Origin of the sequence: Novosphingobium aquae, assembly GCF_037572715.1 — a bacterium.
GTDB classification, from domain to species: Bacteria; Pseudomonadota; Alphaproteobacteria; order Sphingomonadales; family Sphingomonadaceae; genus Novosphingobium; species Novosphingobium aquae.
On record NZ_JBBHJY010000005.1, the window covers coordinates 289,460 to 315,242 of the forward strand.

The 25,783-nt window shown below is 60.8% G+C and carries 26 protein-coding genes and 2 pseudogenes; 18 read left to right on the forward strand and 10 right to left on the reverse strand.

Features of this window, described 5'->3' with window-relative positions:
* Positions 1 to 18: 18 nt before the first annotated feature.
* Genes WG900_RS11985 through WG900_RS12005 form a run of 5 tightly spaced genes read left to right on the forward strand, consistent with a single transcriptional unit; the run spans position 19 to position 3,228 of the window.
* Positions 19 to 255 (forward strand): DUF3572 family protein, encoded by a 237-nt coding sequence (locus WG900_RS11985; RefSeq protein WP_339967378.1) that lies wholly within the window; start codon positions 19 to 21, stop codon positions 253 to 255.
* Positions 252 to 884 carry an HAD family hydrolase gene (locus WG900_RS11990; RefSeq protein ID WP_339967379.1) on the forward strand — a complete coding sequence of 211 codons (633 nt, stop codon included), beginning with the start codon at positions 252 to 254 and terminating at the stop codon, positions 882 to 884. Before WG900_RS11985 ends, WG900_RS11990 begins: the two co-directional genes overlap by 4 nt.
* The gene (locus tag WG900_RS11995) at positions 877 to 1,347 is read left to right on the forward strand and encodes a RidA family protein (protein WP_339967381.1); all 471 of its coding nucleotides are present in this window, start codon (positions 877 to 879) and stop codon (positions 1,345 to 1,347) included. The genes WG900_RS11990 and WG900_RS11995 overlap by 8 nt, the downstream gene beginning before the upstream one ends.
* The gene (locus WG900_RS12000; RefSeq protein ID WP_339967383.1) at positions 1,319 to 2,092 is read left to right on the forward strand and encodes a glycerophosphodiester phosphodiesterase family protein; all 774 of its coding nucleotides are present in this window, start codon (positions 1,319 to 1,321) and stop codon (positions 2,090 to 2,092) included. The genes WG900_RS11995 and WG900_RS12000 overlap by 29 nt, the downstream gene beginning before the upstream one ends.
* Positions 2,089 to 3,228, forward strand: coding sequence for a GNAT family N-acetyltransferase (locus WG900_RS12005; protein ID WP_339967385.1), 1,140 nt, complete (start codon positions 2,089 to 2,091; stop codon positions 3,226 to 3,228). Before WG900_RS12000 ends, WG900_RS12005 begins: the two co-directional genes overlap by 4 nt.
* Here WG900_RS12005 and WG900_RS12010 read toward each other — a convergent pair.
* Positions 3,225 to 3,554, reverse strand: coding sequence for an SEL1-like repeat protein (locus tag WG900_RS12010; protein ID WP_339967386.1), 330 nt, complete (start codon positions 3,552 to 3,554; stop codon positions 3,225 to 3,227). The genes WG900_RS12005 and WG900_RS12010 overlap by 4 nt on opposite strands.
* 250 nt (positions 3,555 to 3,804) lie before the next feature.
* Between WG900_RS12010 and dksA the strand changes: the two genes are divergently transcribed.
* The 5 genes from dksA to ctrA all read left to right on the forward strand — a co-directional run bounded on the left by dksA (position 3,805) and on the right by ctrA (position 7,618).
* Positions 3,805 to 4,263: an RNA polymerase-binding protein DksA gene (gene dksA, locus WG900_RS12015; protein WP_339967388.1), complete on the forward strand. Its 459-nt coding sequence runs from the start codon at positions 3,805 to 3,807 to the stop codon at positions 4,261 to 4,263.
* A 146-nt stretch (positions 4,264 to 4,409) separates the two neighbouring features.
* Positions 4,410 to 4,781 carry a PilZ domain-containing protein gene (locus WG900_RS12020; RefSeq protein ID WP_339967389.1) on the forward strand — a complete coding sequence of 124 codons (372 nt, stop codon included), beginning with the start codon at positions 4,410 to 4,412 and terminating at the stop codon, positions 4,779 to 4,781.
* Positions 4,782 to 4,827: 46 nt separating this feature from the next.
* On the forward strand, positions 4,828 to 6,303 hold the full coding sequence (locus tag WG900_RS12025; RefSeq protein ID WP_339967391.1) for an ABC transporter substrate-binding protein: 1,476 nt from the start codon (positions 4,828 to 4,830) through the stop codon (positions 6,301 to 6,303).
* 45 nt (positions 6,304 to 6,348) lie between these two features.
* Complete coding sequence (locus tag WG900_RS12030; protein ID WP_339967392.1) at positions 6,349 to 6,765, forward strand: DUF4112 domain-containing protein; 417 nt, start codon at positions 6,349 to 6,351, stop codon at positions 6,763 to 6,765.
* Between the two features lie 157 nt (positions 6,766 to 6,922).
* Positions 6,923 to 7,618, forward strand: a complete 696-nt coding sequence (gene ctrA, locus WG900_RS12035; protein WP_264414075.1) for a response regulator transcription factor CtrA — start codon at positions 6,923 to 6,925, stop codon at positions 7,616 to 7,618.
* Positions 7,619 to 7,702: 84 nt separating this feature from the next.
* Here the strand turns inward: ctrA and WG900_RS12040 are convergent, their stop codons facing one another.
* The gene (locus tag WG900_RS12040; RefSeq protein WP_339967394.1) at positions 7,703 to 8,527 is read right to left on the reverse strand and encodes a helix-turn-helix domain-containing protein; all 825 of its coding nucleotides are present in this window, start codon (positions 8,525 to 8,527) and stop codon (positions 7,703 to 7,705) included.
* Between the two features lie 115 nt (positions 8,528 to 8,642).
* On the opposite strand from WG900_RS12040, the gene trmB reads away from it, so the two are divergent.
* From trmB to WG900_RS12070, 6 genes and pseudogenes are all read left to right on the forward strand, one after another.
* Positions 8,643 to 9,359, forward strand: a complete 717-nt coding sequence (gene trmB / locus WG900_RS12045) for a tRNA (guanine(46)-N(7))-methyltransferase TrmB (RefSeq protein WP_339967396.1) — start codon at positions 8,643 to 8,645, stop codon at positions 9,357 to 9,359.
* 152 nt (positions 9,360 to 9,511) lie between these two features.
* On the forward strand, positions 9,512 to 10,804 hold the full coding sequence (locus WG900_RS12050) for a tyrosine-type recombinase/integrase (protein ID WP_339967398.1): 1,293 nt from the start codon (positions 9,512 to 9,514) through the stop codon (positions 10,802 to 10,804).
* 131 nt (positions 10,805 to 10,935) lie between these two features.
* Entirely contained in the window at positions 10,936 to 11,145 is a 210-nt protein-coding gene (locus tag WG900_RS12055; RefSeq protein ID WP_339967400.1) for a transcriptional regulator domain-containing protein, read from the forward strand.
* Between the two features lie 79 nt (positions 11,146 to 11,224).
* Positions 11,225 to 11,722 carry a DUF2285 domain-containing protein gene (locus WG900_RS12060; RefSeq protein ID WP_339967401.1) on the forward strand — a complete coding sequence of 166 codons (498 nt, stop codon included), beginning with the start codon at positions 11,225 to 11,227 and terminating at the stop codon, positions 11,720 to 11,722.
* A 367-nt stretch (positions 11,723 to 12,089) separates the two neighbouring features.
* Positions 12,090 to 13,024 (forward strand): annotated as a pseudogene (locus WG900_RS12065) (IS5 family transposase).
* A 158-nt stretch (positions 13,025 to 13,182) separates the two neighbouring features.
* The gene (locus WG900_RS12070) at positions 13,183 to 14,100 is read left to right on the forward strand and encodes a nucleotidyltransferase and HEPN domain-containing protein (RefSeq protein WP_339967402.1); all 918 of its coding nucleotides are present in this window, start codon (positions 13,183 to 13,185) and stop codon (positions 14,098 to 14,100) included.
* A gap of 215 nt (positions 14,101 to 14,315) precedes the next feature.
* Here the strand turns inward: WG900_RS12070 and WG900_RS12075 are convergent, their stop codons facing one another.
* The 8 genes from WG900_RS12075 to WG900_RS12110 form a co-directional block, all read right to left on the reverse strand.
* Positions 14,316 to 16,262 (reverse strand): heavy metal translocating P-type ATPase, encoded by a 1,947-nt coding sequence (locus WG900_RS12075; RefSeq protein WP_339967403.1) that lies wholly within the window; start codon positions 16,260 to 16,262, stop codon positions 14,316 to 14,318.
* Between the two features lie 12 nt (positions 16,263 to 16,274).
* The gene (locus WG900_RS12080) at positions 16,275 to 19,517 is read right to left on the reverse strand and encodes an efflux RND transporter permease subunit (RefSeq protein ID WP_339967404.1); all 3,243 of its coding nucleotides are present in this window, start codon (positions 19,515 to 19,517) and stop codon (positions 16,275 to 16,277) included.
* A gap of 1 nt (position 19,518) precedes the next feature.
* Positions 19,519 to 20,703 (reverse strand): efflux RND transporter periplasmic adaptor subunit, encoded by a 1,185-nt coding sequence (locus WG900_RS12085; RefSeq protein ID WP_339967405.1) that lies wholly within the window; start codon positions 20,701 to 20,703, stop codon positions 19,519 to 19,521.
* Positions 20,704 to 20,706: 3 nt separating this feature from the next.
* Positions 20,707 to 21,918, reverse strand: a complete 1,212-nt coding sequence (locus WG900_RS12090; protein WP_339967406.1) for a TolC family protein — start codon at positions 21,916 to 21,918, stop codon at positions 20,707 to 20,709.
* Position 21,919: 1 nt separating this feature from the next.
* The gene (locus WG900_RS12095) at positions 21,920 to 22,378 is read right to left on the reverse strand and encodes a hypothetical protein (RefSeq protein WP_339967408.1); all 459 of its coding nucleotides are present in this window, start codon (positions 22,376 to 22,378) and stop codon (positions 21,920 to 21,922) included.
* Between the two features lie 66 nt (positions 22,379 to 22,444).
* A complete protein-coding gene (locus WG900_RS12100; RefSeq protein WP_339967410.1) occupies positions 22,445 to 22,783 on the reverse strand; it encodes a hypothetical protein in 339 nt (112 codons plus the stop codon).
* Positions 22,784 to 22,829: 46 nt separating this feature from the next.
* On the reverse strand, positions 22,830 to 23,180 hold the full coding sequence (locus WG900_RS12105) for a DUF3703 domain-containing protein (protein ID WP_339967412.1): 351 nt from the start codon (positions 23,178 to 23,180) through the stop codon (positions 22,830 to 22,832).
* A gap of 25 nt (positions 23,181 to 23,205) precedes the next feature.
* Positions 23,206 to 23,847, reverse strand: a complete 642-nt coding sequence (locus tag WG900_RS12110; protein WP_339967413.1) for a cation efflux transmembrane domain-containing protein — start codon at positions 23,845 to 23,847, stop codon at positions 23,206 to 23,208.
* A 70-nt stretch (positions 23,848 to 23,917) separates the two neighbouring features.
* On the opposite strand from WG900_RS12110, the gene WG900_RS12115 reads away from it, so the two are divergent.
* Together WG900_RS12115 and WG900_RS12120 are read left to right on the forward strand one after the other, a co-directional pair.
* Positions 23,918 to 24,313: a MerR family transcriptional regulator gene (locus WG900_RS12115; protein WP_339967415.1), complete on the forward strand. Its 396-nt coding sequence runs from the start codon at positions 23,918 to 23,920 to the stop codon at positions 24,311 to 24,313.
* A gap of 717 nt (positions 24,314 to 25,030) precedes the next feature.
* Positions 25,031 to 25,783: pseudogene (locus WG900_RS12120) on the forward strand (IS5 family transposase); the annotation flags it as partial.

The following is a 25,783-nucleotide window of genomic DNA, read 5'->3' on the forward strand; positions in this document are numbered from 1 at the left end:
CCCGATGCCGACCCGCAGGTGCTGGCCCTGTCCGCGCTCGTCTGGGTGCTGGGCGACGAAGACCGCCGCCAGCGGCTGATGGACCTGACCGGCATGGCACCCGAGGAACTGCGCGCCGGACTCGGCGATTCCGCCGTCTTGTGCGCGGTGCTCGACTTCCTCTGCGCCCATGAGCCCGACCTGATCGCGGCAAGCGACGCACTGGGCGTTGAACCGCAAGTCCTTGCCGCCGCGTCTGAAAGGCTGAATGCTTGACCCGCCCCCTGCTGATTACCGATTGCGACGAAGTCCTGCTGCACATGGTCAAGCCGTTCCGCGACTGGTTGGCCGAATTCCACGGCATCGATTTCCACTGGAACGGCAACGATTTCGCCAAGGCTGTGCATTACATCGCCAACGGCGAACTGGTTCCCCAGAAGGAGACCTGGCGGCTGCTTGGTGCCTTCTTCGAGACCGAAATGGACCGCCAGTATCCTATTGCGGGCGCGATAGAGGCAATCGGCGAGATCGGACGCGAAGCTGACGTGGTCGTACTCACCAACCTGCAGGACCATTTCAACGAGGCGCGCACGGCCCAACTGCTCTCACACGGTCTCAGCCTGAAGGTGTTCACCAATCAGGGGCCAAAGGGGCCAGCGCTGCAAAAGATCCTCGCCGAATATCGTCCCAGCCGGGCGCTGTTCATCGACGACATTCACCACCACCACGGTTCGGTTGCCGACCTGGCCCCCGACGTCCACCGCCTGCACCTCTGCGGCGAACCGTTGCTGTCGCCGCATATCCCCTGCGCGCACGAATCTGGCATGGCTCACGCCCGGATCGACAACTGGAACGAAGCCTTGCCCTGGATTGCCGGAAAGCTCTACGGAGAGAGCCATGACTGATAGCGAAATCGAAAGCCGCCTGGCCGAACTCGGCCTTGTCCTTCCCGTGGCAGCCGCGCCTGTTGCCGCCTATATTCCCGTAGTCGTGGCAGGCGGGCTGGCCCACGTGTCCGGCCAGTTGCCGTTCATTGATGGCAAGCTGGTGACCGGCCGATTGGGCGAAGACGTTTCGGTCGAACAGGGCAATGCCGCGGCTCAGGCCTGCGCGCTGATGATCCTCGCACAGCTCAAGGCCGCGCTGGGGTCGCTCTCGCGGGTTGAGCGCGTCGTGAAGCTTGGCGGGTTCGTCAATGCGGCGGGTGACTTCACCGACCAGCCCAAGGTGATCAACGGTGCATCCGAACTGATGGTCGCAGTGTTCGGCGATGCCGGCAAGCACGCGCGCAGCGCGGTCGGCGTTCCCTGCCTGCCGCTGGGCGCGGCTGTGGAGGTTGATGCGATTGTCGCTGTTAACCCCGCTTGATCGCTGGCTGGCACCGGCCCCGCGCGTAAGCCGGGTGGGCTGGCTGCCGGGCGCGCGCTTTGCCCATCGCGGACTGCACGGCGATGGCCTGCCGGAAAACAGCCCGTCCGCCTTCGCCGCCGCCAAGGCACGCGGCTGGGGCATCGAGTGCGACGTCCAGAAATCGAGCGACGATCAGGCCATGGTCTTCCACGATTTCGAACTCGACCGGCTGACCGCAGAGCAAGGCCCGATAAACGTCCGCAGCAGCGCGCAGTTGGGTGCGATCATGCTTTCGGGCAGTACGGATACCATTCCATCGCTCCGTGCAGTGCTGGACCAGATCAGCGGTGCAGTGCCAATCCTCATCGAGATCAAGTCCAAGCGCAAGCGCCCGGTCCCGGCGATCTGCCTGGCGGTCCGCCGCGCACTGGAAGGCTATCGTGGGCCGCATGCCATCATGAGCTTCGATCCGCGGGTTGGCTCGTGGTTTGCCCGCCATGCCCCGCTTACCCCACGCGGACTGGTCGTCACCGAAGAGAATGACAAGGCGCTGGTCGGCCGGATCCGCCGCCATCTCTGGCTGTGGCTGGCGAAGCCCGATTTCCTTGCATATGACATCCGCGACCTGCCGAGCCGGTTCGCCGCCAGCCAGCGCAAGCGCGGCATTCCTGTTGCCACCTGGACCGTGCGCAGCACCGAACTCCGCGAGCGCGCCGCGCACCATGCAGACGCCCCGATTGCAGAGGGCGCGGGCGTGGGATGACCGAAGGTGCAGCGGAAATTCGGCTGGCCGGGTCCGTCGGCCAGGTCGCCGCGGCTGACTGGGACGCCCTGCATGATGGGACGAACCCGTTCGTTTCTCACGCCTTCCTGACGCTCCTTGAGGAGTCCGGGAGCGTTGGCGGGTCAAGCGGCTGGACCCCGGCGCCGCTGCTGCTGAGCGGTGAAGCCGGCCTCTCCGGAGCCCTGCCAGCCTATACCAAGGAGCACAGCCAGGGCGAGTATGTCTTCGACCACGCTTGGGCCGATGCCTGGCACCGGGCGGGCGGATCCTATTATCCGAAGCTGCAGATCGCCGTCCCTTTCACGCCTGCGACCGGGCCAAGGATCTTGACCCGCGATTCCGGCCTTGCCCCGTTCCTGCTGCGCGCCGCTGAACAGGTCTGCGCACAGAACGGGCTGTCATCCGCCCACGCCACCTTCATCGACCCCGCCCAGTTGCCGCTGTTTGAGGACGCCGGCTGGTTGCTGCGCAGCGATATCCAGTTCCACTGGCAGAACGATGGCTATGCCAGCTTCGACGATTTCCTTGCCGTACTGTCCTCGGCCAAGCGCAAGGGTCTGCGCAAAGAGCGCCGCGCCGCGCAGGATGGGGTGACAATCCGCCGTCTGAGCGGGGCCGATATCAAGGAGCATCACTGGGATGCCTTCTGGAACTTTTATCAGGACACTGGCGCGCGCAAGTGGGGCAGGCCCTATCTGACGCGAGAGGCATTCAGCCTGATCGGCGAGCGCATGGCGGACAAGGTTCTGCTGGTCATGGCCGAGATTGACGGCACTCCGGTGGCGGGCGCGCTCAACTTCATCGGCGGTGACGCGCTTTACGGGCGCTATTGGGGCGCGCTGCTCGACAAGCCCTTCCTTCATTTCGAGCTGTGCTATTATCAGGCAATCGACGCGGCGATCGAGCTGGGTCTGGCGCGGGTCGAGGCCGGTGCGCAGGGCGGTCACAAACTGGCTCGCGGCTATGCCCCGGTGCAGACCTGGTCAGCGCATCATATCGTCCACCCCGGCTTCCGGGAAGCGATCGCCGATTTTCTCGAGAAAGAGCGAACCGGGGTCGCAAGCGAGCAGTTGTGGCTCGGCCAGAGGACCCCGTTCCGGAAGGATCAGGTCTAGGCGGCCTTGCGGCTGGTCGCAGCGATCCATTCGCGGGCGCGGCGCTGAGCTTCGGCGATTTCGCGAGCGGTCATTTCATCCGAAATGTCGGCCCGGCAATGAGCGGCATCCTCGTAACCGGCAACGGCTGCGAGATTGAACCACTTGTGCGCCTCGATCAGGTCGCACGGCGCGCCGTGGCTTCCGGTCGAATAGGCAACGCCCAGATCGAAGTAGGCGGAAAGGTCGCCCTGTGTGGCGGCAGCAAGGCAGCTCGCCACCAGAATGTCGGTATCGGTTTCGTCGGCCGGGCTGAATTCGACCGGCTTGGTCCAAACTGCGCTCATCCTTCGTACCCCCTTGAGGCGGAACCCCTTTTTGTCCGCCGATGAGGTGCAAGCTGGGCGATCATGGATAACAAAAGGTTAACGCAAAGGTTAAAAAGTGCAGGGCCGTATTTCCACGGCGTTTGCCGCTTGTGCGAGACAGGGGCGATCACTATAGGCCCGCTCACAATGGCGGCAGGGCAGTCATCGGAAAAATCCGGGGCTGCAGGGCCCTTCGCCGGGCGACCTCTCGGGAGGAAAAGGATTACCGATGCCCAGTATTCTGGCTGACGATATCGACATTCTGGCCAAGGCCAAACGCGCCCTTGCTGGCGACTACGTCCCTTCGGAAAATGAAGACTACATGTCCGAGCCGCAGCTCGACTACTTCCGACGCCTGTTGCAGGCGTGGAAACGGGCGATCCTGGATTCTTCGGCCGATACCCTGCAGCACTTGCAGGAAGGCCCGATCCGCGAGCCCGACCTCAATGATCGCGCATCGAGCGAGACCGATTGGGGCATCGAACTGCGCACCCGCGACCGCCAGCGCAAGCTGATCGCCAAGATTGATTCGGCCGTGCGCCGCATCGAGGAAGGCGAATACGGTTATTGCGAGGTCACTGGTGAGCCGATAGGCCTCGGCCGTCTGATTGCCCGTCCGATCGCAACCATGACCGTCGAGGCACAGCAGGCGCACGAGCGGCGCGAAAAGGTTTCGCGCGACGATTGAGCAAATTTATTTGCACCCGGGGTTACGCCTGTAAAAATCATTAACGGGTTGTTTGCCGTCACCGCGCTAATTGCGACGCATGGCGTACTATCGGCTTCCGTTTGCACGGAGGTCTGGCGATTTGTGCGGAGGAATAGACGAGCATCATGGCCGAGGCCGACAACCGGCAAATTGCGCGCGACAGCCTGTTCGTTCTCGTCGAACTGCGTATCGACGGGGAACAGGCCCTGCACCGCGTGAAAATGCGCAACCTTTCCGCCGGCGGGATGATGGCCGAAGGCGCCGTGCTGGCGATGCGCGGGCTCGTCGTCTGGGTGAACCTGCGCAATATCGGCTGGGTCGAAGGATCGATCGCCTGGGTGCAGGAAAGCCGCTTCGGCATTGCCTTTCGCGAAGAAATCGATCCCAAGCTTGCCCGCGCGCCGCAAGCGACGAAAGCTGCGAACGATGGCCTGCTGATCCACCGCCCCAACGCGGCGCTCGCCGCGCGCAGCGAAGGCCCGCTGCGCAAGATCTGAGCGCCCCTGCTTGAGGTTTGCAGCTGGCCAGCCTAACCCTGATCCGATGCCCCGCCGCCCAGTCCTGCTCGATTTCCTCACCGGCGTCGCCCTGGCCGGACTTTCCGCCTGCACGTCGCCCGACGAGGACGAGATCCCGGTGGCCATCATTGCCGATGCGGCGGATCTTTCCCAAACAGGCGTGCGGCTGTCCGATGCCGGACGAATGGTTCGCGCCGCAACAACCGAAGGGCTGGTTGCCTTCGATGCCGAGGACCGTGTCGTGCCGGCGCTCGCCGATCGCTGGATCGTGACCGACGACGGCATGTCCTATATCTTCCGTCTGCGCGAAGGCAGCGATGCCGGCGGCGGCGAAGTGACCGGCGAAAAGGCACGCGATGCGTTGCGCCAGACGCTCGCCAGCCTCAAGGGAACGGCATTGGCGCTCGATCTTGACGGGATTTCCGAAGTCCGCGCAATGACCGGGCGCGTCCTGGAAATCCGGCTGTCGCACCCGATGCCTGACCTGCTCGACCTGCTGGCTCAGCCTGAACTGGCCTTGCTTGACCGCGGCAGGGGTGCCGGCGAGTTCCAGTTCCGCAAAGCGAAGGGCGGCGGGCTGCTGCGACCGGTGCCCCCGGAAAAGCGGGCCCTGCCTGCCGATCCGCAATGGGACGGCTCGGTACGCAGCCTCTTCCTAAAGCCCATGACAAGTGAGCGCGCAGCAAAGGCGTTCAATGACAAGGAGACCGATATAGTCCTGGGCGGCACGCTTTCGGACTATGCGGCCGGACGCGCGGTCTCAGGGCTGTCGCAGCGGTTCCTGCGCATCGATCCGGCTGTCGGCCTGTTCGGATTGACCGTCAGCAGCAGCGATGGCTTGCTCGGCAAGGCGGAGCTACGTGAAGCGCTGGCCATGGCGATCGACCGTGACGCGCTCGCAATCGACCTGGCATTGCCGGGCTGGGTCCCGACATCGCGGATCATTCCGCCCGGCGTAGCCGATGCCGCCGCCGGTATCTCGGAGCGATGGACAAACAGCGACATGGCCACGCGGCGGGCAACCGCGAGCCAACGCTTCGCGCGCGCCACGAAAGGCGGAAAATTGCCCGAACTGCGTATCGCATTGCCCGCCGGGATTGGCGCCGATGTGCTTTTTGCCCGCCTGCAATCCGATTTCGCAGCGATCGGCATTACCGCAAGGCGCGTTAACATCGCTGGCTCTGCGGACCTGCGGCTGGTTGACAACGTGGCGCGCTATAATCGTGCCGACTGGTTCCTTAACCAGTTCGCCTGTGCATCGGGACGGACACTGTGCAGCACGGCGGCCGACCTGCGCGCCGCCGATGCCCGGGCCGAAACCGACCCCGCCAAGCGCGCCGAGTTCCTGTCAGAGGCCGAGGCTCAGTTGACCCTGGCCAACGCCTATATCCCGCTGGGCAACCCGATCCGCTGGTCGCTGGTGCGCGATCCGCAACCCGGCTTTGCCATCAATCCGCGCGGCTATCACCCCTTGTCGCCGATTGCCCGCCGCCCCAAGTAAGGGCAGGCGCCCGCATCTGCAGGGGCTGACAGAGGGTTGCTGACGATGGAACTTCCCAAGACCGCACGCCGCATGGAGATGCAGATCCCGCTCGGCACCAGTCCTGCCGACGTGCGCCAGCGCATCGAAGCGATGGAAAGGATCCTCGAACGCGTCGTGACGATCCCGGTCTTGCGGAGCAAGGTCGGGCTTGATGCCATTGTCGGCCTGATCCCCTTCGCCGGCGATCTGCTGACCGCGATGATGGGCATCTATGCCGTCTGGGAGGCCCGCAACCTGGGCCTGCCGCGCTGGAAGCAGTGGCGCATGATCGCCAATATCGGCTTCGATACCGCGATTGGGACGATTCCCGTGGCGGGTGACCTGTTCGATTTTCTTTACCGTTCGAACACGCGCAACCTGAAAATAATTCGCGCGCATCTGGACCGGCACCATCCGGAAACACGCGTAATCGAGGGCTGAGGCCGACTTTGCCCTGCACGACTAAAATCACGCGACTCGCCGGATTCCCTTCATTTACGCTAAATTAACCTTTCCTCTTCATAGGTCCTATGGTTAATTGCTGGAAACACCACTTACCGAGGTGTTGCCAAGGTTTCGGGGCAAAGGGGAATCACCCATGCGAGTGCTTTTGATCGAAGACGAACCAACTACGGCTCGTGCAATTGAGCTTATGCTCACGACCGAAGGGTTTAACGTCTATTCTACCGATCTGGGCGAGGAAGGCCTCGATCTGGGCAAGCTGTATGATTACGATATCATCCTGCTCGACCTGAACCTGCCGGACATGCACGGCTATGACGTGCTCAAGAAGCTGCGCGTGGCCAAGGTGCAGACGCCGGTCCTAATCCTGTCGGGCATTTCGGAAATGGATTCGAAGGTGCGCTCTTTCGGCTTTGGCGCGGACGATTACGTCACCAAGCCGTTCCACCGCGAAGAACTGGTTGCCCGTATCCACGCGGTTGTGCGCCGTTCGAAGGGCCATTCGCAGTCGGTCATCCGCACCGGAAAGCTTTCGGTCAACCTCGACGCCAAGACCGTCGAAGTTGATAGCGCCCGCGTCCACCTCACGGGCAAGGAATACGCGATGCTCGAACTGCTGTCGCTGCGCAAGGGCACCACGCTGACCAAGGAAATGTTCCTGAACCACCTTTATGGCGGCATGGACGAACCCGAACTCAAGATCATCGACGTGTTCATCTGCAAGCTGCGCAAGAAACTTGCCCATGCCTGCGGCGGTGAAAACTACATCGAAACCGTTTGGGGCCGCGGCTATGTGCTGCGCGATCCTGACGCCCAGGCCGAAGCCGCCTGAGGAAAGATACCGGACCGCGGCAACGCGGTCCAGTTGGGGGCAGCGGCCCGTCTCTGGGGGAGGCGGGCCGCTTGCATTGCGGCATCATAGAACTCGGTTGAAATGCGTCGTTTCAAGTTTCGGGATGCCGTTGTTGGCCCAAATGATGGTTTCGGTCATCGATTTGCCATCCTTGGCGACCGTATATACCCGCGTTGAGACCGGTGCGCCGTTCTTTCCCAGCGTCATCACCAGAGTGTCCGTCGCAGGACGGCGCAGGGAAACAGTGTCAATTAAATCCATATTCCCGCTGATCGGGGCGGGCTTGCCATTAGGCATGGCCGTTGATTCAGCGTGCTGTACGGAACCATCGGGAGCGACGATTTCGACGTGTGTTGTCCATCGATCGTCCGGTGCTACGCGGAAATCAAAGGTTACCCGGCGTGGCCGTTCCCCGGCGGGAATTCGATCGACATCAAGTGCCCATTTGCCGACCAGGGGAATTTGCAGCGATGCGGCCGCGTAAGCGACCGGCGGGGACGTGGATTGATCCATCGACCCTTCGGACATGATGACGAGCCCAAGCGCCACAACAGGCATTGTGATAAGCATGATCTTAATTCCCTTCGACTTTCGGCGCCCGTCGCATGCGGGCGGTAATGGTTCGTCGAAGGAAGACCCCTGCCGAGATAGATCGAATTTGTTGTCCCAATTTTTCTGGGTGTCTAGCAATCTCGCCAATTCACGGCTGCTGCCAACCCCGGTCTTGCGCCGAGCGTCGCGCAGACGCTCGTTGATCGAGGTTTCTGACCGACCCAAGCGGGCAGCAATAGACTTGACGGTATGCCCAGCCGCGAGAAGTCGGAGGATTTCCAGCTCCTTGTCCGTAAGACGATCAAGCGACACAGGCAGGCGATGATGGGCCGACATGGCCCTTGCTCACCACAGGCCATGCAGGGCGTCTATCACAATTTTTTTGTCTGCGGAATTGCGGCTCACAGCGCAATCTTGACCCTTGCCGGGCCGACTGCCAAACGCCCGCCCCATGACAGCGCACAAATCTGGTGACCCGACAACGCTCAACCGGCTCTACGGCCGCGCCAAGGGTAAACCACTCCGCGCTGGACAGCAGGGTTTGGTCGATACTCTTCTGCCGCGCATTGCCATGCCTGCCGAAGGGCCGATCACTTCGCAGGTGCTGTTTGGCGATGATCGTCCGCTGCACTTCGAAATCGGCTTTGGCGGCGGCGAACACATGGCTTTCCGTGCCGACATGCTGCCCGATCACGGCTTCATCGGCGCTGAGCCTTTCCTTAACGGCGTCGCCCAGGCCCTGACCCATGTCGACGGCGATAACGGCGCAAATCCGCCGCTAGGCAATGTCCGCATCCATCACGGCGATGCGCTGGAAGTGCTGCGACGAATTCCCGACGGCGCGCTGAGCTTTCTTTACCTGCTCCATCCCGACCCCTGGCCCAAGGCCCGCCATGCCAAGCGCCGGATGATGAACGATGGCCCGGTTGACCTGTTCGCGGCCAAGCTGAAGCCCGGCGGCGAATTCCGCTTTGGCACCGACCACGCGGTTTATTTGCGCCACGCGCTGATGGTGATGCGCCGCCACAAGCACCAGTTCGACTGGCTGGGCGAAAAGCCGGAGGACTTCCTGAAGCGTCCGGGGGGCTGGCCGGAAACCCGCTACGAGACCAAGGCCCGCACGGTTTACGGCCACGAAGTCTGGTACTTCAAATTTAGGCGTATTTAAGGGTAGGTCTGGCGTAGAAAAACCGCGTTATCGCAATAGCTTATCTACGCTACGCTTCTCAACCCTTGGCGGCAATTTCCGCCTCGGTGATTGCCCGGTGATTGCTGGGTGATTGCTGGGTGATTGCTGGACGCCGGGTTTGGAGAGCAAAAATGGCGAGTGGAAAAATTACAAAGAGGTCAGTCGATGCACTGATCTCGTTCGGTGCGGAAGGCATTTTATGGGACGATAGCCTCAAAGGCTTCGGTGCCAAAATCACCAAGTCAGGCGCTGTCTCATACATCTTGCAATTCCGCATGGGCGGACGTGAAGCCAGAACAAGGCGCTACACGATAGGGAGCCATGGTTCGCCGTGGACACCGACGACTGCGCGGGATGAAGCCCAACGTGTCTCGTTGCTAATTGCGCAAGGAATCGACCCCGTCGAAGTTGAAAAGCAACGACGCCGAGAAGCTATCGATCTGGCCTTCAACAATTATGCAGACCGCTTCGAGAAATCCTGCGTCGGCAAGGGCTGGAAGACTCTGGTCGAGCGCTCATTTCGGATCCATGTATTGCCGGTCTTTGGATCGAAGCCACTCCCCAAGATCACACGAGCAGATGTCGTATCGGTATTCGACCGGATGCCCGGCCCGCAGGTCGCAAACAGACGTAATGTATTTGCTGTCCTGCGACGCTTGTTCCGTTGGGCTATCAGTCGCGGCGACATCGAGCGAAGCCCGATGGAGGGCATGGAGACGCCGCCGCCCGTAAAAGCTCGAGACCGCTGGCTGTCGGATGTTGAACTGGGGCGAGTGTGGAATCAGACATACAAGACCCACCGCTGCTTTGGCCCAATTGTCCGACTGTTGATTGTGACCGGGCAACGCCGAGAAGAAGTGGCGTCGCTCTCCTGGGAGGAACTCGACCGAGGTGAGCTGATGTGGACACTTCCTGGTGATCGCGCGAAGAATGGCGAGCCAAATCGTATACCCTTGAACACCCTTGCTGTCGATGTTTTGGATGGAATTGCGGGCGGAGAAAACTGGCCCCGCCGAGGGAAGATATTTCCCACGTCAACGGGCGGGGGATTCACCGCCTACGATAAGGGCAAGAAGAAACTTGATCGCTTGGTATGTGAAGATGGGGGTGATCCGATTGCACCGTGGCGCCTTCACGACCTTCGCCGAACACTCGCAACAGGTTTCCAGCGGCTAGGCGTCCGATTCGAGGTTACCGAAGCCGTGCTGAACCATGTTGGCGGCTCCCGTGCTGGGGTCGCTGGCATATATCAACGGCATGATTGGAAGGCAGAGAAACGCGACGCGCTGGGCCTTTGGAATGATCACATCGTTTCAATTCTCTCGCAGGTGGGTGAAGTTATCACTGAGGTAAGCTTCCGCCAGGCCTCGAGTAGGCTCGCAGCGCAGTCCTCTCTCCATTCCGACACTGCCAAAGCAGCCTGACCAAGTCCCTTCCGCTCCCGCGGCCCCAGGCACGAAACCTGCCAAAATCTGGGCAGTGCCCTGCCCAAGGTCCGGAATGTGAGCAACCGACCTGATCCTCGACAACCTCCGCATGTGCCGGAGGGAAGCAAGTGTCGACGGGGTCTGAAGCAAAGCAAAGGCTACCGGTGCTGGATTTCACCGGCTTCGCGCAGGAGTTCCTGCGACGGAACCGGGAGTATCGGGCGCAATATGCCAGGATCTCTGAAGCGATGGCGCCCGACACGCTGCCCAGGGAAGCAAAGGAGATGGCCCGAACCTGGGGCCTGATGTTTCCCATGCCAGCCAGACGTACCGGCTGATATGGCCCCCGCGGCTTGGTGCACGGAATTGTCGCCTGCAATCGTAATCCTCGAGCAGGCAACTCCTGGAGCTGTGGCATTGAAGCTTGACCAGATCATAGCTGGCCGCGCGGCGCTGCTGGATCAGACAATTGACGGGCTGCGCCACCTCGTGCTCGCTAATCCACAAGGTCCTTTGCGGCTGTGCCTCGACAATTCTCCACCGGATGCCGGATTGAACTGCGTCATTCAAACCGATAACCTGATCGCTGTCCGCATCGCTGCGCTGCAATGGCTTCACCATTCATTACGGGACTCGCCTTCATATCCCGGTCCCAACTGCCTGTTCCCGACCCCGTTTCAGTGCAGCAGACTCAATCTGATGCTGAGGATTCTCGACTATCTCGCGGACAACGCCGGCAATCCCAATCTGATCCGGGAAATCGGCCAGTTGATCGTCTATCCCCGCACAAGGTTTGCAAGTGCCGCCGAGTGGAAGACATCGTCCGAAAGGCGGCGGACGCAGCGTCTCGTCAATGAAGCAACATCTCTGATGAACGGCGGTTACCGCGCCCTGCTCAAAGGACAGTTGCGATGATGAACATGTTGAAATTAAGATGAAATATACCATCTCTCCGGAAATGTGCCTATTGGAAACACCGTGGTTTAACAGTATGGAAATCTTGAATTGTGCCCGGAGGTAAAGCCAATTCAGTACGCCATGCCGCCCTGAGCTTTCACAATAAGCCAAGTCGCCTGGAGCCGGCCCGAACTGGACCTTGCTGTGAGAATGGAAAATGCCCGGAAGCACGGATGGAAGCCGTTGATTTCGGAACAGACTGGACGATCATTCGGTGAGATGTTGGGGAACACACCGATGATCGCGGGGCATCCAGGCCGTGTTGACAAAAGGGATTCCCAAACGGCTTGAGTTCTGATTCAAGGCTGCTCTTTGGGGAGCAGTCATGGGCCGTGGGGATTTGTCGGACGAAGAATGGGGTTTGATCGGGACGCTGCTGCCGCCTGAGCGTGGGCGATGGGCGCGACCGGCCGGCGATAACCGGCGTTTTCTCAATGGTATGCTTCATGTGTTGCGGGTCGGCTGCCCCTGGCGCGACATGCACGAGCGCTATGGCAAGTGGAACTCGGTCTATGTCCGGTTCCGGCGCTGGGCTGAGCAAGGCGTCTGGGATGCTCTGCTGCAAACGCTGGTCGATCTGGGCCTCACCGACGACTGGCAGCACATGATCGACAGCACCACAGTTCGCGGCCATGTCTCGGCAGCGGGCGGAAAAGGGGGGCTGTTGCGCAGGCTTTTGGTCGATCACGCGGCGGCTTTACGAGCAAAGTCCACGCCCGCTGCGACAATCAAGGCCTCCCTATCGGCTTCATCCTGACCGGCGGCGAGGCATCGGATTATACGGCCGCCGACGACCTGATGGCCCTGCCGTTACCCAAGCCCAAGGCTCTGCTGGCCGACAAGGGCTACGATGGCGACAGGTTCCGCGAAAACCTGCTCATGCGCGGCATTCTGCCCATCATTCCGCCACGCTCGAACCGGAAGGCACCGGTCCATCCCGATTATCGGCGCTACAAAGATCGCAACCGCGTCGAACGCATGTTCGGCAAACTCAAGCAACAACGGCGCATCGCCACCCGTTATGACAAGACTGTCTTATCCTTCGAGAGCTTCCTCAACCTTGCAGCGGCAAGGCTATGGTTGAAGTCTTTTGTCAACACGACCCAGTCAACCTCTATTAACATGATGATATTCATCTGTTATCTTCAGTTTGACTTTTGCGCATTCCCTCATCAGTTCCCACATACGATTGTGGCTCGCAAATTCGTGTGTCGCCCATTGCGGTGGAGTCTCCTCGCCGGAGCTTGGGAGTACACGTGACAAACTGCATCCAACCGCGATCATGAAGTGGTGCGATGCGAAAAGTCTCGGCGCAGATCAAGCAACGGTTTCTGGCACCACGAATACCACAATTGTGGCTCATTTTGCGGTGGCCCCACTGGGCAGGTCCTGTTCTACTCTGCTAGCATGAGCGTCTGATGCGCACCGACCTCGATCATCTTCCGGCCAAAAAGCAGCGTGAACTTGAGCGCGTGGTGCAGATCCTGTTCGAGGAATTCGAAGACGCCTTCGCGCTGGCCAAGCACGAATGGAAGAAGGCCGGGCGGATCCTCAAGGTCATCCTCTACGGCTCCTATGCGCGCGGCGGGTGGATCGATGAGCCGCACACCGCCAAGGGCTACAAGTCTGACTTCGACCTGCTGATCATCGTAAGCGACAAGCGGCTGACGGACCGGGTCAAGTACTGGGCCAAGCTCGATGACCGGCTGATGCGCGAATATGGCATCACCGGCACGCTCAGCACGCCGGTCAACTTCATCGTCCATACCCTGCAGGAAGTGAACGACGGGCTCGCCCATGGCCGCTACTTCTTCATAGATGTCGCCAAAGAGGGTGTTGCGCTTTACCAGAGCGACGACACGGAACTGCACACGCCCAAACCCAAAACGCCAAAGCAGGCGCTGGCGATGGCGAAGGAATATTTTGAGGAGTGGTTTCCGAGCGCGGCTCGATTTCAGAGCGCTTCAAACCACTTGATATCAGAGGGAGGCTTGAAGGAAGCTGCCTTCAATCTTCATCAAGCAACAGAGCGCCTGTACCACTGCGTGTTGCTGGTCTGCACCTTCTACACACCGCACGTTCATAACCTCGGCTTTTTGCGCACCCAAGCCGAGCGGCTAGACCGACGCCTAACATACGTCTGGCCCGCCGATAATCGCAGGCACCGCGCGCTTTTTGAGAAACTCAAGGAAGCCTATGTCAAGGCGCGATATTCGAAGCATTACCGAATCAGCGATGTCGAGTTGGCTTGGCTCGGCCAGCGGGTCGAAGAACTCGGCCAAGTTGTGCACGAGGTTTGTGCGGAGCGGATTGCGGAGCTGGATAGCAAGGCTTGAACACACTCTACCGATTGCCAGAATGACTGCTCTGTCGACATTCTGGAACGGCAGGTATCGGGATGCCGCACGCGGCTATCTGCTTTCAGTCTTGTCGAAAAAAATGAAAAATTCACCGTAGCAATCGTGAGACGCATTGGTACAACGCGCTGTTTAAGGACGTACCCGCAAACTTCGATGTCAGTCCGCATGGCTGCATGTCGTATAAGCCATCCTCACGCTTCCGTACTGGCGACTGAACCTTCATCAACCGCAGTAGGCTGAAAGGTCCAGAACAGCAGTAGCGCGTTGAACGTCACCAGGATCGTGGCCCCCGTGTCCGCGATGATGGCGGTCCACAGATTGGTGATGCCAAACACCGCAAGCACCAGGAACACAAGCTTTAGCCCAACCGCAATGACGATGTTGGCGAAGATCGTCTTGCGGGTCTTGCGAGCTAACCGGATGGCATCTGGCACACCCCACAGGCGGTCCTTGAGCAGGCCGACATCGGCGGTCTCGATCGCGACATCGGTGCCGCCGCCCATGGCCAGGCCAAGTGTTGCCGTCGCAAGCGCCGGGGCATCGTTGACACCGTCCCCCACCATCAGGACCGGCGCTTCAGTCTTGAGCGCCTCGATCCGCTTGAGTTTGTCGGCCGGCATCAATTCGCCCTCGGCTTCCATGCCCAGCCCTTCTGCGACAGCCGTTGCCGTGCGCTGATTGTCACCACTGAGCATCAGCGTTCGAATGCCAAGCGCGTTGAGGGCCGCGATGGCGGGCTTGGCGTCTTCGCGTGCTTCATCGCGAACTGCGATATGACCCAGATATTTGCCGTCCACCAGCAACACCGCGACCGTCTTGCCCGCGCGTTCAAGCGCATCGATGCTCGCTGCTACGTCGGCGCTTAGCGAACCCGCCGCGCGGGGGCTGAACAGCGCCACCTGCTTGCCACCTACCATGCCGACAGCGCCTTCGCCTTGCTTTATGGTGACATCGGTCGCCTTGGGAACAGCGACTTTCAACCGCTCTGCTTCGGCAACGATCGCTTTGGCGACCGGATGCGTCAAACCGGTTTCGACAGCCGCAGCAATTTCCAGCGTGTTTTCACCAGCGACATCGGTAACCACCGGGTGTCCGCGCGTCAGCGTGCCGGTCTTGTCGAAGGCAGCGATACCGATCTTGGCGAGCTGTTCCAGCGCTTCGCCGCTTTTGATCAAGATGCCGCTGCGCGCAGCCGTTGCGATGCCGGTGGCAATCGCGGCGGGTGTTGAAAGCACCAACGCGCAGGGGCAGGCGATGAGCAGCACCGTCAACGCGCGATAGGTCCAGGTTGCCCATTCACCCCCAAAGGCAAGAGGAGGCACCAATGCGATCAGCGTCGCCAGGATTATCGCGGCGGGCGTATACCAGCTGCTGAAATTGTCGATGAAGCGGGCAGTCGGCGCAGTTGTGGCCTGAGCCTGCGCCACGAGATCACCGATCCTTGCCACCACGCTGCTCGATGCATCCTTGGTCACCTCGACTTTCAAGGTGCCATCGCCATTAATCGATCCCGCGTAGACATCGGCACCAACCGACTTATCTACCGGACGTGATTCACCCGTGATCGCCGCATCGTCGAGCGCGGAGCTGCCATTGATGATGCGGCCATCGGCGGCGATCCGGTCTCCTGCAGAAACCAGCATGATCGCGCCTATGCTGAGCGTTGTAACATCAACAGTGCGCCGCTCGCCATCGACCTCGATCACCGCTTGCGATGGCAACAGCTTTGCCAGCGTGCTCAATCCGGAGCGCGCGCGAGCGGCGGCGAAACCTTCAAGCAGTTCGCCCAGCGAGAACAGCGCTACCACGACAACGGCCTCGGCCCCGGCGTCGATTGGAATCGCGCCCAGCACCGCCACCGTGACCAGCGTTTCGATGCTGAACGGGCGGCCCTTCAGCGCCTTGACGAACGCCGTTCGGGCGAATGGTGCCACCGAAAGCACTGCGCCCAAGCCATAGGCCCATCGTGACCATTCGGGTCGCAGCCACGAAACGCCATAGGCAACAGCCGCGACGGCGCAGGCAAACAGGAAAATGCGCAGGCCCATTTCTTCTCCGCCGCCATGCGCGTGGCCGTCATCGTCATGGTGGGCGACGTTGTTGGCGGCATCATCGGGATGATTGTGGTCACGATTCATGTTCCGCCCTTTCTATGCCGGAAGTCCGCTGCCGAGCGTATCGACATCGGTATATTCGCCGGTTTCGTGGTGCATGTGCTTGCCCCTGAGCAAAAGCTGGCTGATCGCCGGCAGGACGAACAGCGTCAGGATGGTCGAGGTAATCAGCCCGCCGATCACGACGATAGCGAGCGGCTTTTGCACCTCCGCGCCCTGTCCGGTAGCCAGCGCCATCGGAACGAAGCCAATGGCGGGAACGATCCCGGTCATCAGCACCGCACGAAAGCGTTCGAGCGAGCCTTCCACGATGGCTTTCGCAACTGGCAGCCCTTCGTCGATCCGCTGGTTGATTGCCGTCATCACGACCAGACCATTCAAGACGCCGACACCCGCCAGCACGATGAAGCCCACTGCCGCCGATACCGAAAAGGGCAGACCCGCGAGCGCCAGCGCGAACACACCACCCGCCAACCCCAACGGGATTGCCGAATAGACGGCGATGGCGGGTCTGAAGCCGCGCAAGGCAACGAACAGAATGCCAAAAATCGCCGCGAACACGATGGGGATGACCAGCGACAGGCGCTGCGAGGCGGCTTGCAGATTCTCGAACTGCCCGCCCCATTCGATCGCACTGCCGGGCGGCAACTGGACTTGCGCTGCGACTTTACTTTGGGCCTCGGCGATGAAGCTGCCGAGATCGTTCCCCCGAACATTCGCCTGAACGACGACGCGGCGCTGGCCATTGTCTCGGCTGACCTGATTGAGTCCCTCCGAGAAGCTGAAGCTGGCCACAGCGCTCAGCGGAATGGATGCCCCTTCCTGCGGCAGCATGATCGGAAGAGCGCCCACGGCATCAAGATCGTTGCGTCCTGCACCCGGCAGGCGCACGACAATATCGAACCGCCGGTCACCCTCGAAGACGATCCCGGCCTCGCGACCACCAAGCGCAGCAGCTACAGTGTCAGTCACATCCTGCAAGGTCAGGCCGTAGCGCGCGATGGCATCGCGGTCGAACTTCACGTCGAGCTGCGGAAAGCCCTCGGTCTGCTCGACCTTGACGTCTGCAGCACCCGGAACGGTCTTCAGCACCGCCGCCACCTTTGCGCCGACGGCGCTCATCGCTTCGAGATCATCGCCGTAGAGCTTGATCGCAATGTCGCCGCGCACACCCGCGATCAGTTCGTTGAAGCGCAGCTGGATTGGCTGACTGATCTCGAAAGCGCTGCCGACCAAGGGTTTGAGTTTGGCTTCGAGGCGCTCAATCACCTGTTCCTTGCTGGTGACACCAGCAGGCCATTCGCTCCTAGGCTTGAGGATGACAAAGCTATCCGAGATATTCGCAGGCATCGGATCAGTGCCAACCTCTGCCGTCCCGGTTTTCGAAAACATATAGGCGACTTCTGGCAGCTTGATAGCGGCCTTTTCCACCTGACGTTGCAGGGCCAACGACTGGCCCAGAGAAGTCGAGGGGATGCGAATGCCTTGCAGTGCGATATCGCCTTCATCGAGCTGCGGGATGAACTCGCGGCCCAGCATCAGGAACAGCAGCCCCGCCAGCACGAACGCACCGACGCCCGCGCCGATCCACGGCCAGGGCCGCGCCACGGCCTTGTCGAGCAAAGGAACATAGCGCTCCTTGGCCATGGCCACGGCCTTGACGTCCTTTTCGGCCACTTCGCCGCGAATGAGCAGCGCAACCATTGCTGGCACAAAGGTGAGCGACAAGATGAACGCACCGCCCAAAGCCAGCATCACCGTGATCGCCATTGGCCCGAACATCTTGCCTTCGACGCCCGTAAAGGTGAGCAAAGGCGCGAAAACGAGGAAGATGATTGCCTGTCCGTAAATCGTGGGCCGCACCATCTCGCGTGAAGCCTCGAACACCTCGTGCAACCGCTCGGTAAGCGTCAACAATCGCCCTTCATGATGTTGTCGTTCGGCCAATCGCCTGAGACAGTTCTCGATGATAATGATCGAGCCATCGACGATCAGCCCGAAATCGAGCGCGCCGAGGCTCATCAGATTGCCCGAAGTGCCGGTGGCGTTCATTCCCATTGCCATCATCAGGAACGATATCGGGATAACCAGCGTCGCGATGGCGGCTGCGCGGATGTTCCCAAGCAGCCAGAACAGCACCGCGATAACCAGTAGCGCGCCTTCGAGCAGGTTCTTCTCGACCGTCCAGATTGTTGCGTTGACCAGTTTCGAGCGATCCAGCACGGTCTTGATCTTGATTCCCGGCGGCATCGCTTTGGCGACCTCGCCCAATCGTTGTGCGACGGCGTTGGCAACGATGCGGCTGTTGCCACCCGCGATCATCAAGGCGGTGCCGACAACGACTTCATTGCCGTTTTCTGATGCAGCACCCGTGCGCAACTCGCCGCCGATGCGAACAGTGGCAACATCGCGCACCGCAACTCCAACACCGCCCCGGGTCACCACGGTCGCGCGCCCGATTTCGTCCAAGGTCCGGATACGGCCATCGGCCTTGACCAGAAACGCCTCGCCGCCACGCTCAACGAAGTCTGCCCCGACAGAGATATTGGCCTTTTCCAGCGCCTCGGCGAGTTCGGAGAAGGAAATGTGATAGCTGGCGAGTTTGGCCGGATCGGGTTCCACTACGAATTGCTTTTCATAGCCACCAATGCTGTCGATCCCGGCTACGCCCTGAACGGTCTTCAATTGAGGCCTGATCACCCAATCCTGCACCGTGCGCAGATAGGCGAGCTTTGACACCTCGTCGGTCAGCGAATTGCCATCGGTGGTAAGATAGGAGCCATCGGGCTGGAAGCCCGGTTTTCCCGCAACTTTGGGGTTCTTCGCCGTTCCAGCCGGTTCAAACTCGACGACATACATAAGCACTTCGCCAAGGCCCGTCGTCACCGGTCCCATCTGCGGCTCAACGCCGTCGGGCAGGCTTTCCTTCGCCTGGGTCAGCCGTTCGGCAACCTGCTGGCGCGCAAAATACAGGTCGACGCCTTCGTCGAATACGACTGTCACCTGCGAAAACCCGTTGCGCGAAATCGAGCGAGAGCTTTCCAGCCCCGGTATTCCTGCCATCGCGGTTTCGACCGGGAATGTAACAAGCCGCTCCATGTCGAGCGGGCCGAGAGCAGGCGCGACGGTATTAACCTGCACCTGCTTGTTGGTGATGTCGGGCACAGCATCGATCGGCAGCTTCAAAAGCTGCGCCCCGCCGAAGGCTGCGATGATGAGCGTGACAACGACCACGCCCCAACGGAAGCGGATCGCCGCGTCGAGTAGTTTTTCGATCATCTCAGTGCTCCGCCTCGCCCTTGCCGAGTTCGGCCTTGAGCAGGAAAGCGCCCTTTGTCGCGACGACTGTGCCAGCGGGAAGACCACTGACGATCTCGATCCGCCCGCCGCTGCGCTCGCCGATCACGACCTCGGTCGCCTGAAACCCCTTGGGACCGCGCACGAACACCATGTTCTTGCCCTCGACAGTCTGGACGGCATCCTCAGGAAGCGTCATGCGACCGTCGCTCGATTGGCCGCCGGGACGGACGCGGACGCGCACACCCTGGCCTGCGGTCAGTTGCGCCGCACCTTGTGGGGTCAGGATGAGCGTTGCCGTCTTGCTTTGTGCATCGAGGGCCGGGGTGATCGAATGGACCGTCGCCATCCGTGTTTCGCCACCTGCCAGTTCAATGACCGCTGTATCGCCAACCCGGACCCGCCGTGCATCGGCAGGCAGCACTGATGCGTTGACCTGCAAGCGGTTGGGATCGGAGACGTGAAACAAATCGGTGCCTGCCAGCACATAAGCGCCAAGGCGCGCATCGGCGCGGGTCAACCTTCCAGTGACGGGGCTGGTAATCGCCAACGTCCGGCCATCGCCAGACAGTTTAGACGCACCCGCCGCAGACTGCGAACGTCGCAATTCTGCCTCGGCTTCGGCAAGCCCCGCCTGCGCCGCTTCCAGATCTTGCCGGGCTGTCACGCGCGCATCGAACAGTCGCTTTTCACGCGCATAGGCCGAACGCGCGGCATTGGCCTGCGCGGCTGCTTTGCTGCGATCGGCAACCAATGTGGCGGCTTCGCGACTCTCCAGGAGTGCGATGGTCTCGCCGGCGCGAACATTGTCGCCCAAATGTTGGGTGATCCGCACAATCGCCCCGTCGGCACGGGCGGTCAGCACGGCTTCGCCTTCGGACGTCGTCGCGACAACACCCTGTGCGATGATTTCCGCTGCCAACCCACCGGGGCTGACGGCTTCGGTCGCGATCCCTGCGGCCTGCGTCCGCGCGGCATCCATTGCAACGAAGCCTTCAGGGCCATGCTCTTCTTCTTCGCCATGCTCACCTTCCCCAGCGGTTGCGGGTGCGGTTGCGGCGCTCGGCGCGAGCAGCGAGCGGCCCAGCATGACGCCAGAGCCTGCAAGCGCGAGCGCAACTACGGAAAGTCCGGCGATCAGTTTCGTTCTGTTGGTTTCTTCGATCATGGTTCAATTCCCTGCGCGCGCTTGGGCGCGGATCAGTGCGGCAAGCGCGCGGGCACGGTCTAAGCGGGCCTCGATCAGCGCGGTTTTGGCGGTGGTGAGCGCGGATTGCGCGTCAAGCAGTTCGAGCAGGCTGAATTTGCCTGCGCCGTATCCGATGCTGGCGAGCCGCACGGCTTCTGCAGCTTGTGCCAGCGATGGTCCAGACAACACCGCGACCCGGGCGTTGGCTGCCCCGAGCATCATTCGAGCGTCATGCTGGGTGCGGCGAGCATTGATTGACGCCAGTCGCAGCGATGCTTCGCTGGCGAGGCTGTCGGCCTGTGCCGCCTCGATATTGCCCTTATTTCGGTCACGAAAAGGCAAGGGGATCGAAATGCCCGCGATGAATGCGGTTTCGCGGCCCTCGCCAAACCGACGCACACCTCCGCTTGCGGTCACGTCGGGGACAGCTTCGGCGCGGGCCACGCGAATGCGCGCCTGTGCAGCGTCGCGTTCGGCAGCGGCAAGCTGTTCGTCAAGCGAAGGGGTCGCGGGTGGTAGTGCGCCAGGCGCAACCTCGCCGTCCGCAACCATTGCCGACAGGTCAGGATCGCTGCTGCCGATCAGGTCGGCAAGGAAGCGGCGCGCAGCCAGAAGTTCGCCAAAGGAGCGCGCTTCCTCAGCTTGCGCTTCGGCAAGCACAGCTTCGGCGCGGAGCTGGCGCAGGGGCGGATCGCGTCCAACCTCAACGAGCAACCGGGCCGTGCGAGCCAATTCGACCGCCTGACCTGCATTTTCGCGAGCCAGCATCGCACGGTCCTCAGCGCCGCGCAATTCGGCATGGGCGATGCGAATGTCGCGCGCGAGATCAGCTTCGGCGGCACGAAGCGACAGAAAAGCGAAATCGCGTTCGGAGGTAGCGACGGCTAAGCGCGCGCTGCGTTTTCCGCCCAACTCGATCCGTTGGCTCAGTGCCAGTGTCGTTTCGGTGCTGCGCAGCCCCTGGAAGGCACCGCTCCCGGCAAAATTCTCAACCTCAAGGCTGAGTTCGGGATTCGGCGAGGCTCCTGCCTGCCTTGCTCGCGCCTCGGCTGCGTCAGCTTTCGCCTTCGCTGCCTGAACGCGCGGTGAGGTCTCCGCACCTTGTGCCAGTGCGGCAGAAAGCGAAACCTCAGCCGCCCAAGCATGGGCGCTGCTCGCCAATATGGCGGATGCAATCAAAAATCGGAACTTCATGTCACGCGCCGCCGGGGTTCAATGAGGTTGGCTCGGCCAATCCAGAACAAGCGTTCACAGGGTTGCGTGCGCGGTCCCTTTCCCGGTCATGAATCACATGCGATATACGAACGATATCGATGGTCGTGGCGGATACGTTAGCCGATGTTGAAAAGCGCCACTGCCCCCGCGACCGATATCGGTATTTCTTCCAGTCTGTTTCCTGACAGGCGACCACCTGCCCGCGCCTCAGAAACTCAACGTGCAGATCCCCTCTCTTTCGGGCGAACCACTGCTTGTTACGGACATAGCCTCTGACAGCTGTGCGGCCCTCGTCAGCATTTACTTTCACCCAGAGAATATAGACCAAATTGTTCGGTTCTATTTGGACCGGAATATCGACGCGTGTCGCACGCGCGTCAGCAGGTGCCGTGGCGATAAGCGCCACAGGCGCAATCGCGCCAAAAATGAAATGTCGCATGTCATGAGTATCCTGAAATAGCCAGTATCGACGCCGGTTTAGTCCGGCGGGTTCAAAGCTGGGATTTCAGACTGCGGGCGGCTCGGTGGGGGGGGCAGTGGCCAGTGACGCCATCGGTTCAACGATGAGTGACATCACTGAGTCCTTGCCGCTCCCGACCGCTGAACAATCGGAAGCCGTATCTGCCGCCAATGCGAGACCGCAGTGGTGATGGACCAGCGCGTGACAAGGCGAACTGCCTTTTTCCTGCTGGTTCTGTTCGCTGTCGGCCATTTCGTGGTCATGAGGGACGAGACCTTCTATGCCCTGTGCGGTCAGAAGACTTTCGGCATGCGCAGCTTCCGGCGCAGTGATGCCGCCATACAATATGGCGAATACCAAGAGCATCGAGAAGAAACGGGCCATCACAGCAGTGAACTAGCAATCGCACGTGAAGCTGACAAGAAATTGCTCACGGCTTGCCGTCCATTCTATTCAGAAGTGCCTGCGGGATAGGCATCGGACGAAAAGCACTCACATGGGAGCGACCTGTATTTCCGACAGGCAAGCGACCTGTAATGGCACCCAGAGGAACGAGGGCAAGCCGCAGGCATTGCCCCAAAGCTTCCCTGCCGTCCCTCCTGCGAAGCGCGTAAGTGAGCATGGTCCAATGACTGGCCAGATGTAGCCCAAGATAGGGTTGAGCCACGATATGGGCGTGCTCAAGCGCATGCCACGCTGCCTCCCTGTTGCCGGCGCGATGCGCAGCGTCAAACGCCGCGAACTCCTCTGCCATAACGGCTTGTGCAAGATCACGAGTCATACTGTCGCCTCACTATTGCCGGTCGTCATGCCGGTTTCGCCGCTGCGGGACCGGCTTTCAGCTCCGCCAGCGCATGTCGCAGCACCTGCACACCCCCGGTCAGCGCCAGCGCCGCCATAATGCCCGCGACAATCAGATCGGGCCACGCGCTGCCGGTCCCCAAGACGCCAAGTGCGGCCAGCATCACCGCGACATTGCCGATGGCGTCGTTGCGCGAGCAAATCCAGACCGAGCGCATGTTCGCGTCGCCTGTCCGATAGCGATAGAGCAGCAAGGCGACCCCGACATTCGCCGCAAGCGCGAGCGCGCCCACTGCACCCATTGTCGCCGGATCCGGCGCGGTGCTGTTCACAAATGCTAAGATTGCGCTGCCAAATACCCATGCGGCAAATCCGAGCATGAACAGCGATTTGAGCAGGGCAGCCCGTGCCCGCCACGCCAGCGCCGTCCCGACGACCGCAAGGCTCACTGCATAATTGGCCGCGTCCCCCAGAAAATCGAGTGCGTCTGCCTGAAGAGCGCGGCTATCTGCCGTCGAACCCGCGACCATCTCGACAAGGAACATGGCCGCATTGACGATCAGCGCCACCCAAAGAATGCGCCGCCAGCGCGGATCGGCCTTGGCCGTTTCGCTTCCACAAGCGCTTTCGCAGCAACTGTCCGCCATTTCACTTCCTTCTCGACAAATTCCGAGTCGGACACCTATCTACACCCTGTAGCAACTACAGGGTCAAGCGATGAAGATCGGCGAACTGGCAAGTGCAACCGCGACCAAGGTCGAAACTGTGCGCTACTACGAGAAGATCGGCCTGTTGCCACCGCCCAGCCGGACATCCGCCAATTATCGAGCTTATGGAATCGAGCATCTGGCGCGCCTGTCCTTCATCCGGCGCGCCCGCGATCTGGGTTTCACCCTCGAAGCCGTCCGCGAATTGCTCACGCTGTCCGACGACAAGGCGCAATCGTGCGAAGCGGTCGATGGAATCGCCAGAACCCACCTCGACGAAATCGATCGCAAGATCGCCGACCTAACTGCGCTGCGCGGAGAACTCGACCGCGTTATCGGTTCGTGCCGACACTGGACGGTTGCCGACTGCAAGATCATCGAGACGCTGGGACCGCGATCAAATTAAACGAAAGGCCATGCGATCGCCCGGCGTCAAGTGATGTCGTGCTTTGCAAATGACAACGAAAGGGGCGCCCGGTTTTCGGCCGAGCGCCCACTTACTCATTTATGAACGCAGCCCTTTAGGGGCAGCAATCCATAGCCGCTTCGCAACATGCCATCACGAGGTCGCAGCAGGCCATGGCAGCGCTGGCAACCTGCTCCGGGGCAGCAGCGTAAGCCGCCGAACTGGAGCCAAACAGTGCAATTGCGAAGATGATAAGCTTTCTCATAATTTTTTCTCCGTTGATAAATTAAGTCCTGATATCAGACGGCTAATCGCGGAGGTGGCGGCTCAGGCCCGCCATCCCATGATGGACTAAGTCTCGGGGAAAATGGAATTTGCCTATCAACTGAAACTGCAAGTGTCCGAACCTCGATCATCAGTGCAAGTGGAAACAGTTGACACTGTGAGCCGCAAATCGACTTGCAGGATTCTCGTTCTTCATCGGCGCAGCCAGCACAATCCTCGGACGGTGCTGAATGATCCATGCCAATGGACATAGCCGCACAATCCACCGGCGCAGAGCTTGCTTCCAACGGAAACAGGGCGACAAAAACCATTGAAAGATACACAAACAGACGGTGCTTCATAGCCAGACGCTTGCTAGGCTCAGGACCTATTAAATCGCTTGCACGAGGCCTGATTGGTTGATTCAATGGCAGCGTCGAGGAGGCGCTGCCGATGGAGGTACCGTTGTTGCTGAGCAAGGCGCAGATGCGCCGGATCGAGCCATTTTTCCGCTGTCGCATGGGATTCCGAGGGTCGATGACCGGCGGATTGTGTCGGGCATCATCTATGTCGTCAAGCATGGGTTGATGTGGCGCGACGCGCCCAAGGGCTATGGTCCGCACAAGACGATCTACAACCGGTTCATTCGCTGGAGCCGCCTGGGCGTGTTCAACAGGATATTCGCCGAACTGGCGGGTGAGGCCGGAGAGCCCGAGCGGATCATGATCGACGCGACCCACCTCAAGGCGCACCGCACAGCGGCCAGCCTGTTAAAAGGGGGGCTCTTTCCAGATGTATCGGGCGCACCAAAGGCAGCTTGAACTCGAAGTTGCATGTTGTTTGCGATGGCGAGGGTCGCCCCATCGTGATGATGCTGACAGAGGGCCAGATGAGCGACCATAAGGGCGCATTCCTGCTGTTCCCGGCACTCCCGCGCGCCAAGGAACTGCTGGCAGACAAAGGCTATGACAGCGACTGGTTCCGCGCCGCGCTGCTCGCACAAGGAACCACCCCATGCATTCCCCCGCGTCAGAACCGCAAGGTCCAGTACCACTACGACAAACACCTCTATCGCCAGCGCCACAAAATCGAGAACGTCTTCGGGCGGATCAAGGATTGGCGCAGGGTCGCAACACGCTATGATCGCTGCTCGCACACCTTCATGTCCGCCATCTCAATCGCCGCAACATGCTGCTACTGGCTCTG

Bases quoted from the DNA above. Each gene is read 5' to 3' on its own strand.
- WG900_RS11995 (WP_339967381.1), top strand. From the start codon at position 877: ATGACTGATAGCGAAATCGAAAGCCGCCTGGCCGAACTCGGCCTTGTC.
- WG900_RS12000 (WP_339967383.1), top strand. From the start codon at position 1,319: ATGCGATTGTCGCTGTTAACCCCGCTTGATCGCTGGCTGGCACCGGCC.
- WG900_RS12005 (WP_339967385.1), top strand. From the start codon at position 2,089: ATGACCGAAGGTGCAGCGGAAATTCGGCTGGCCGGGTCCGTCGGCCAG.
- WG900_RS12010 (WP_339967386.1), bottom strand. From the start codon at position 3,554: ATGAGCGCAGTTTGGACCAAGCCGGTCGAATTCAGCCCGGCCGACGAA.
- dksA (WP_339967388.1), top strand. From the start codon at position 3,805: ATGCCCAGTATTCTGGCTGACGATATCGACATTCTGGCCAAGGCCAAA.
- WG900_RS12020 (WP_339967389.1), top strand. From the start codon at position 4,410: ATGGCCGAGGCCGACAACCGGCAAATTGCGCGCGACAGCCTGTTCGTT.
- WG900_RS12025 (WP_339967391.1), top strand. From the start codon at position 4,828: ATGCCCCGCCGCCCAGTCCTGCTCGATTTCCTCACCGGCGTCGCCCTG.
- WG900_RS12030 (WP_339967392.1), top strand. From the start codon at position 6,349: ATGGAACTTCCCAAGACCGCACGCCGCATGGAGATGCAGATCCCGCTC.
- ctrA (WP_264414075.1), top strand. From the start codon at position 6,923: ATGCGAGTGCTTTTGATCGAAGACGAACCAACTACGGCTCGTGCAATT.
- WG900_RS12040 (WP_339967394.1), bottom strand. From the start codon at position 8,527: ATGTCGGCCCATCATCGCCTGCCTGTGTCGCTTGATCGTCTTACGGAC.
- trmB (WP_339967396.1), top strand. From the start codon at position 8,643: ATGACAGCGCACAAATCTGGTGACCCGACAACGCTCAACCGGCTCTAC.
- WG900_RS12050 (WP_339967398.1), top strand. From the start codon at position 9,512: ATGGCGAGTGGAAAAATTACAAAGAGGTCAGTCGATGCACTGATCTCG.
- WG900_RS12070 (WP_339967402.1), top strand. From the start codon at position 13,183: ATGCGCACCGACCTCGATCATCTTCCGGCCAAAAAGCAGCGTGAACTT.
- WG900_RS12075 (WP_339967403.1), bottom strand. From the start codon at position 16,262: ATGAATCGTGACCACAATCATCCCGATGATGCCGCCAACAACGTCGCC.
- WG900_RS12080 (WP_339967404.1), bottom strand. From the start codon at position 19,517: ATGATCGAAAAACTACTCGACGCGGCGATCCGCTTCCGTTGGGGCGTG.
- WG900_RS12085 (WP_339967405.1), bottom strand. From the start codon at position 20,703: ATGATCGAAGAAACCAACAGAACGAAACTGATCGCCGGACTTTCCGTA.
- WG900_RS12090 (WP_339967406.1), bottom strand. From the start codon at position 21,918: ATGAAGTTCCGATTTTTGATTGCATCCGCCATATTGGCGAGCAGCGCC.
- WG900_RS12095 (WP_339967408.1), bottom strand. From the start codon at position 22,378: ATGCGACATTTCATTTTTGGCGCGATTGCGCCTGTGGCGCTTATCGCC.
- WG900_RS12100 (WP_339967410.1), bottom strand. From the start codon at position 22,783: ATGGCCCGTTTCTTCTCGATGCTCTTGGTATTCGCCATATTGTATGGC.
- WG900_RS12105 (WP_339967412.1), bottom strand. From the start codon at position 23,180: ATGACTCGTGATCTTGCACAAGCCGTTATGGCAGAGGAGTTCGCGGCG.
- WG900_RS12110 (WP_339967413.1), bottom strand. From the start codon at position 23,847: ATGGCGGACAGTTGCTGCGAAAGCGCTTGTGGAAGCGAAACGGCCAAG.
- WG900_RS12115 (WP_339967415.1), top strand. From the start codon at position 23,918: ATGAAGATCGGCGAACTGGCAAGTGCAACCGCGACCAAGGTCGAAACT.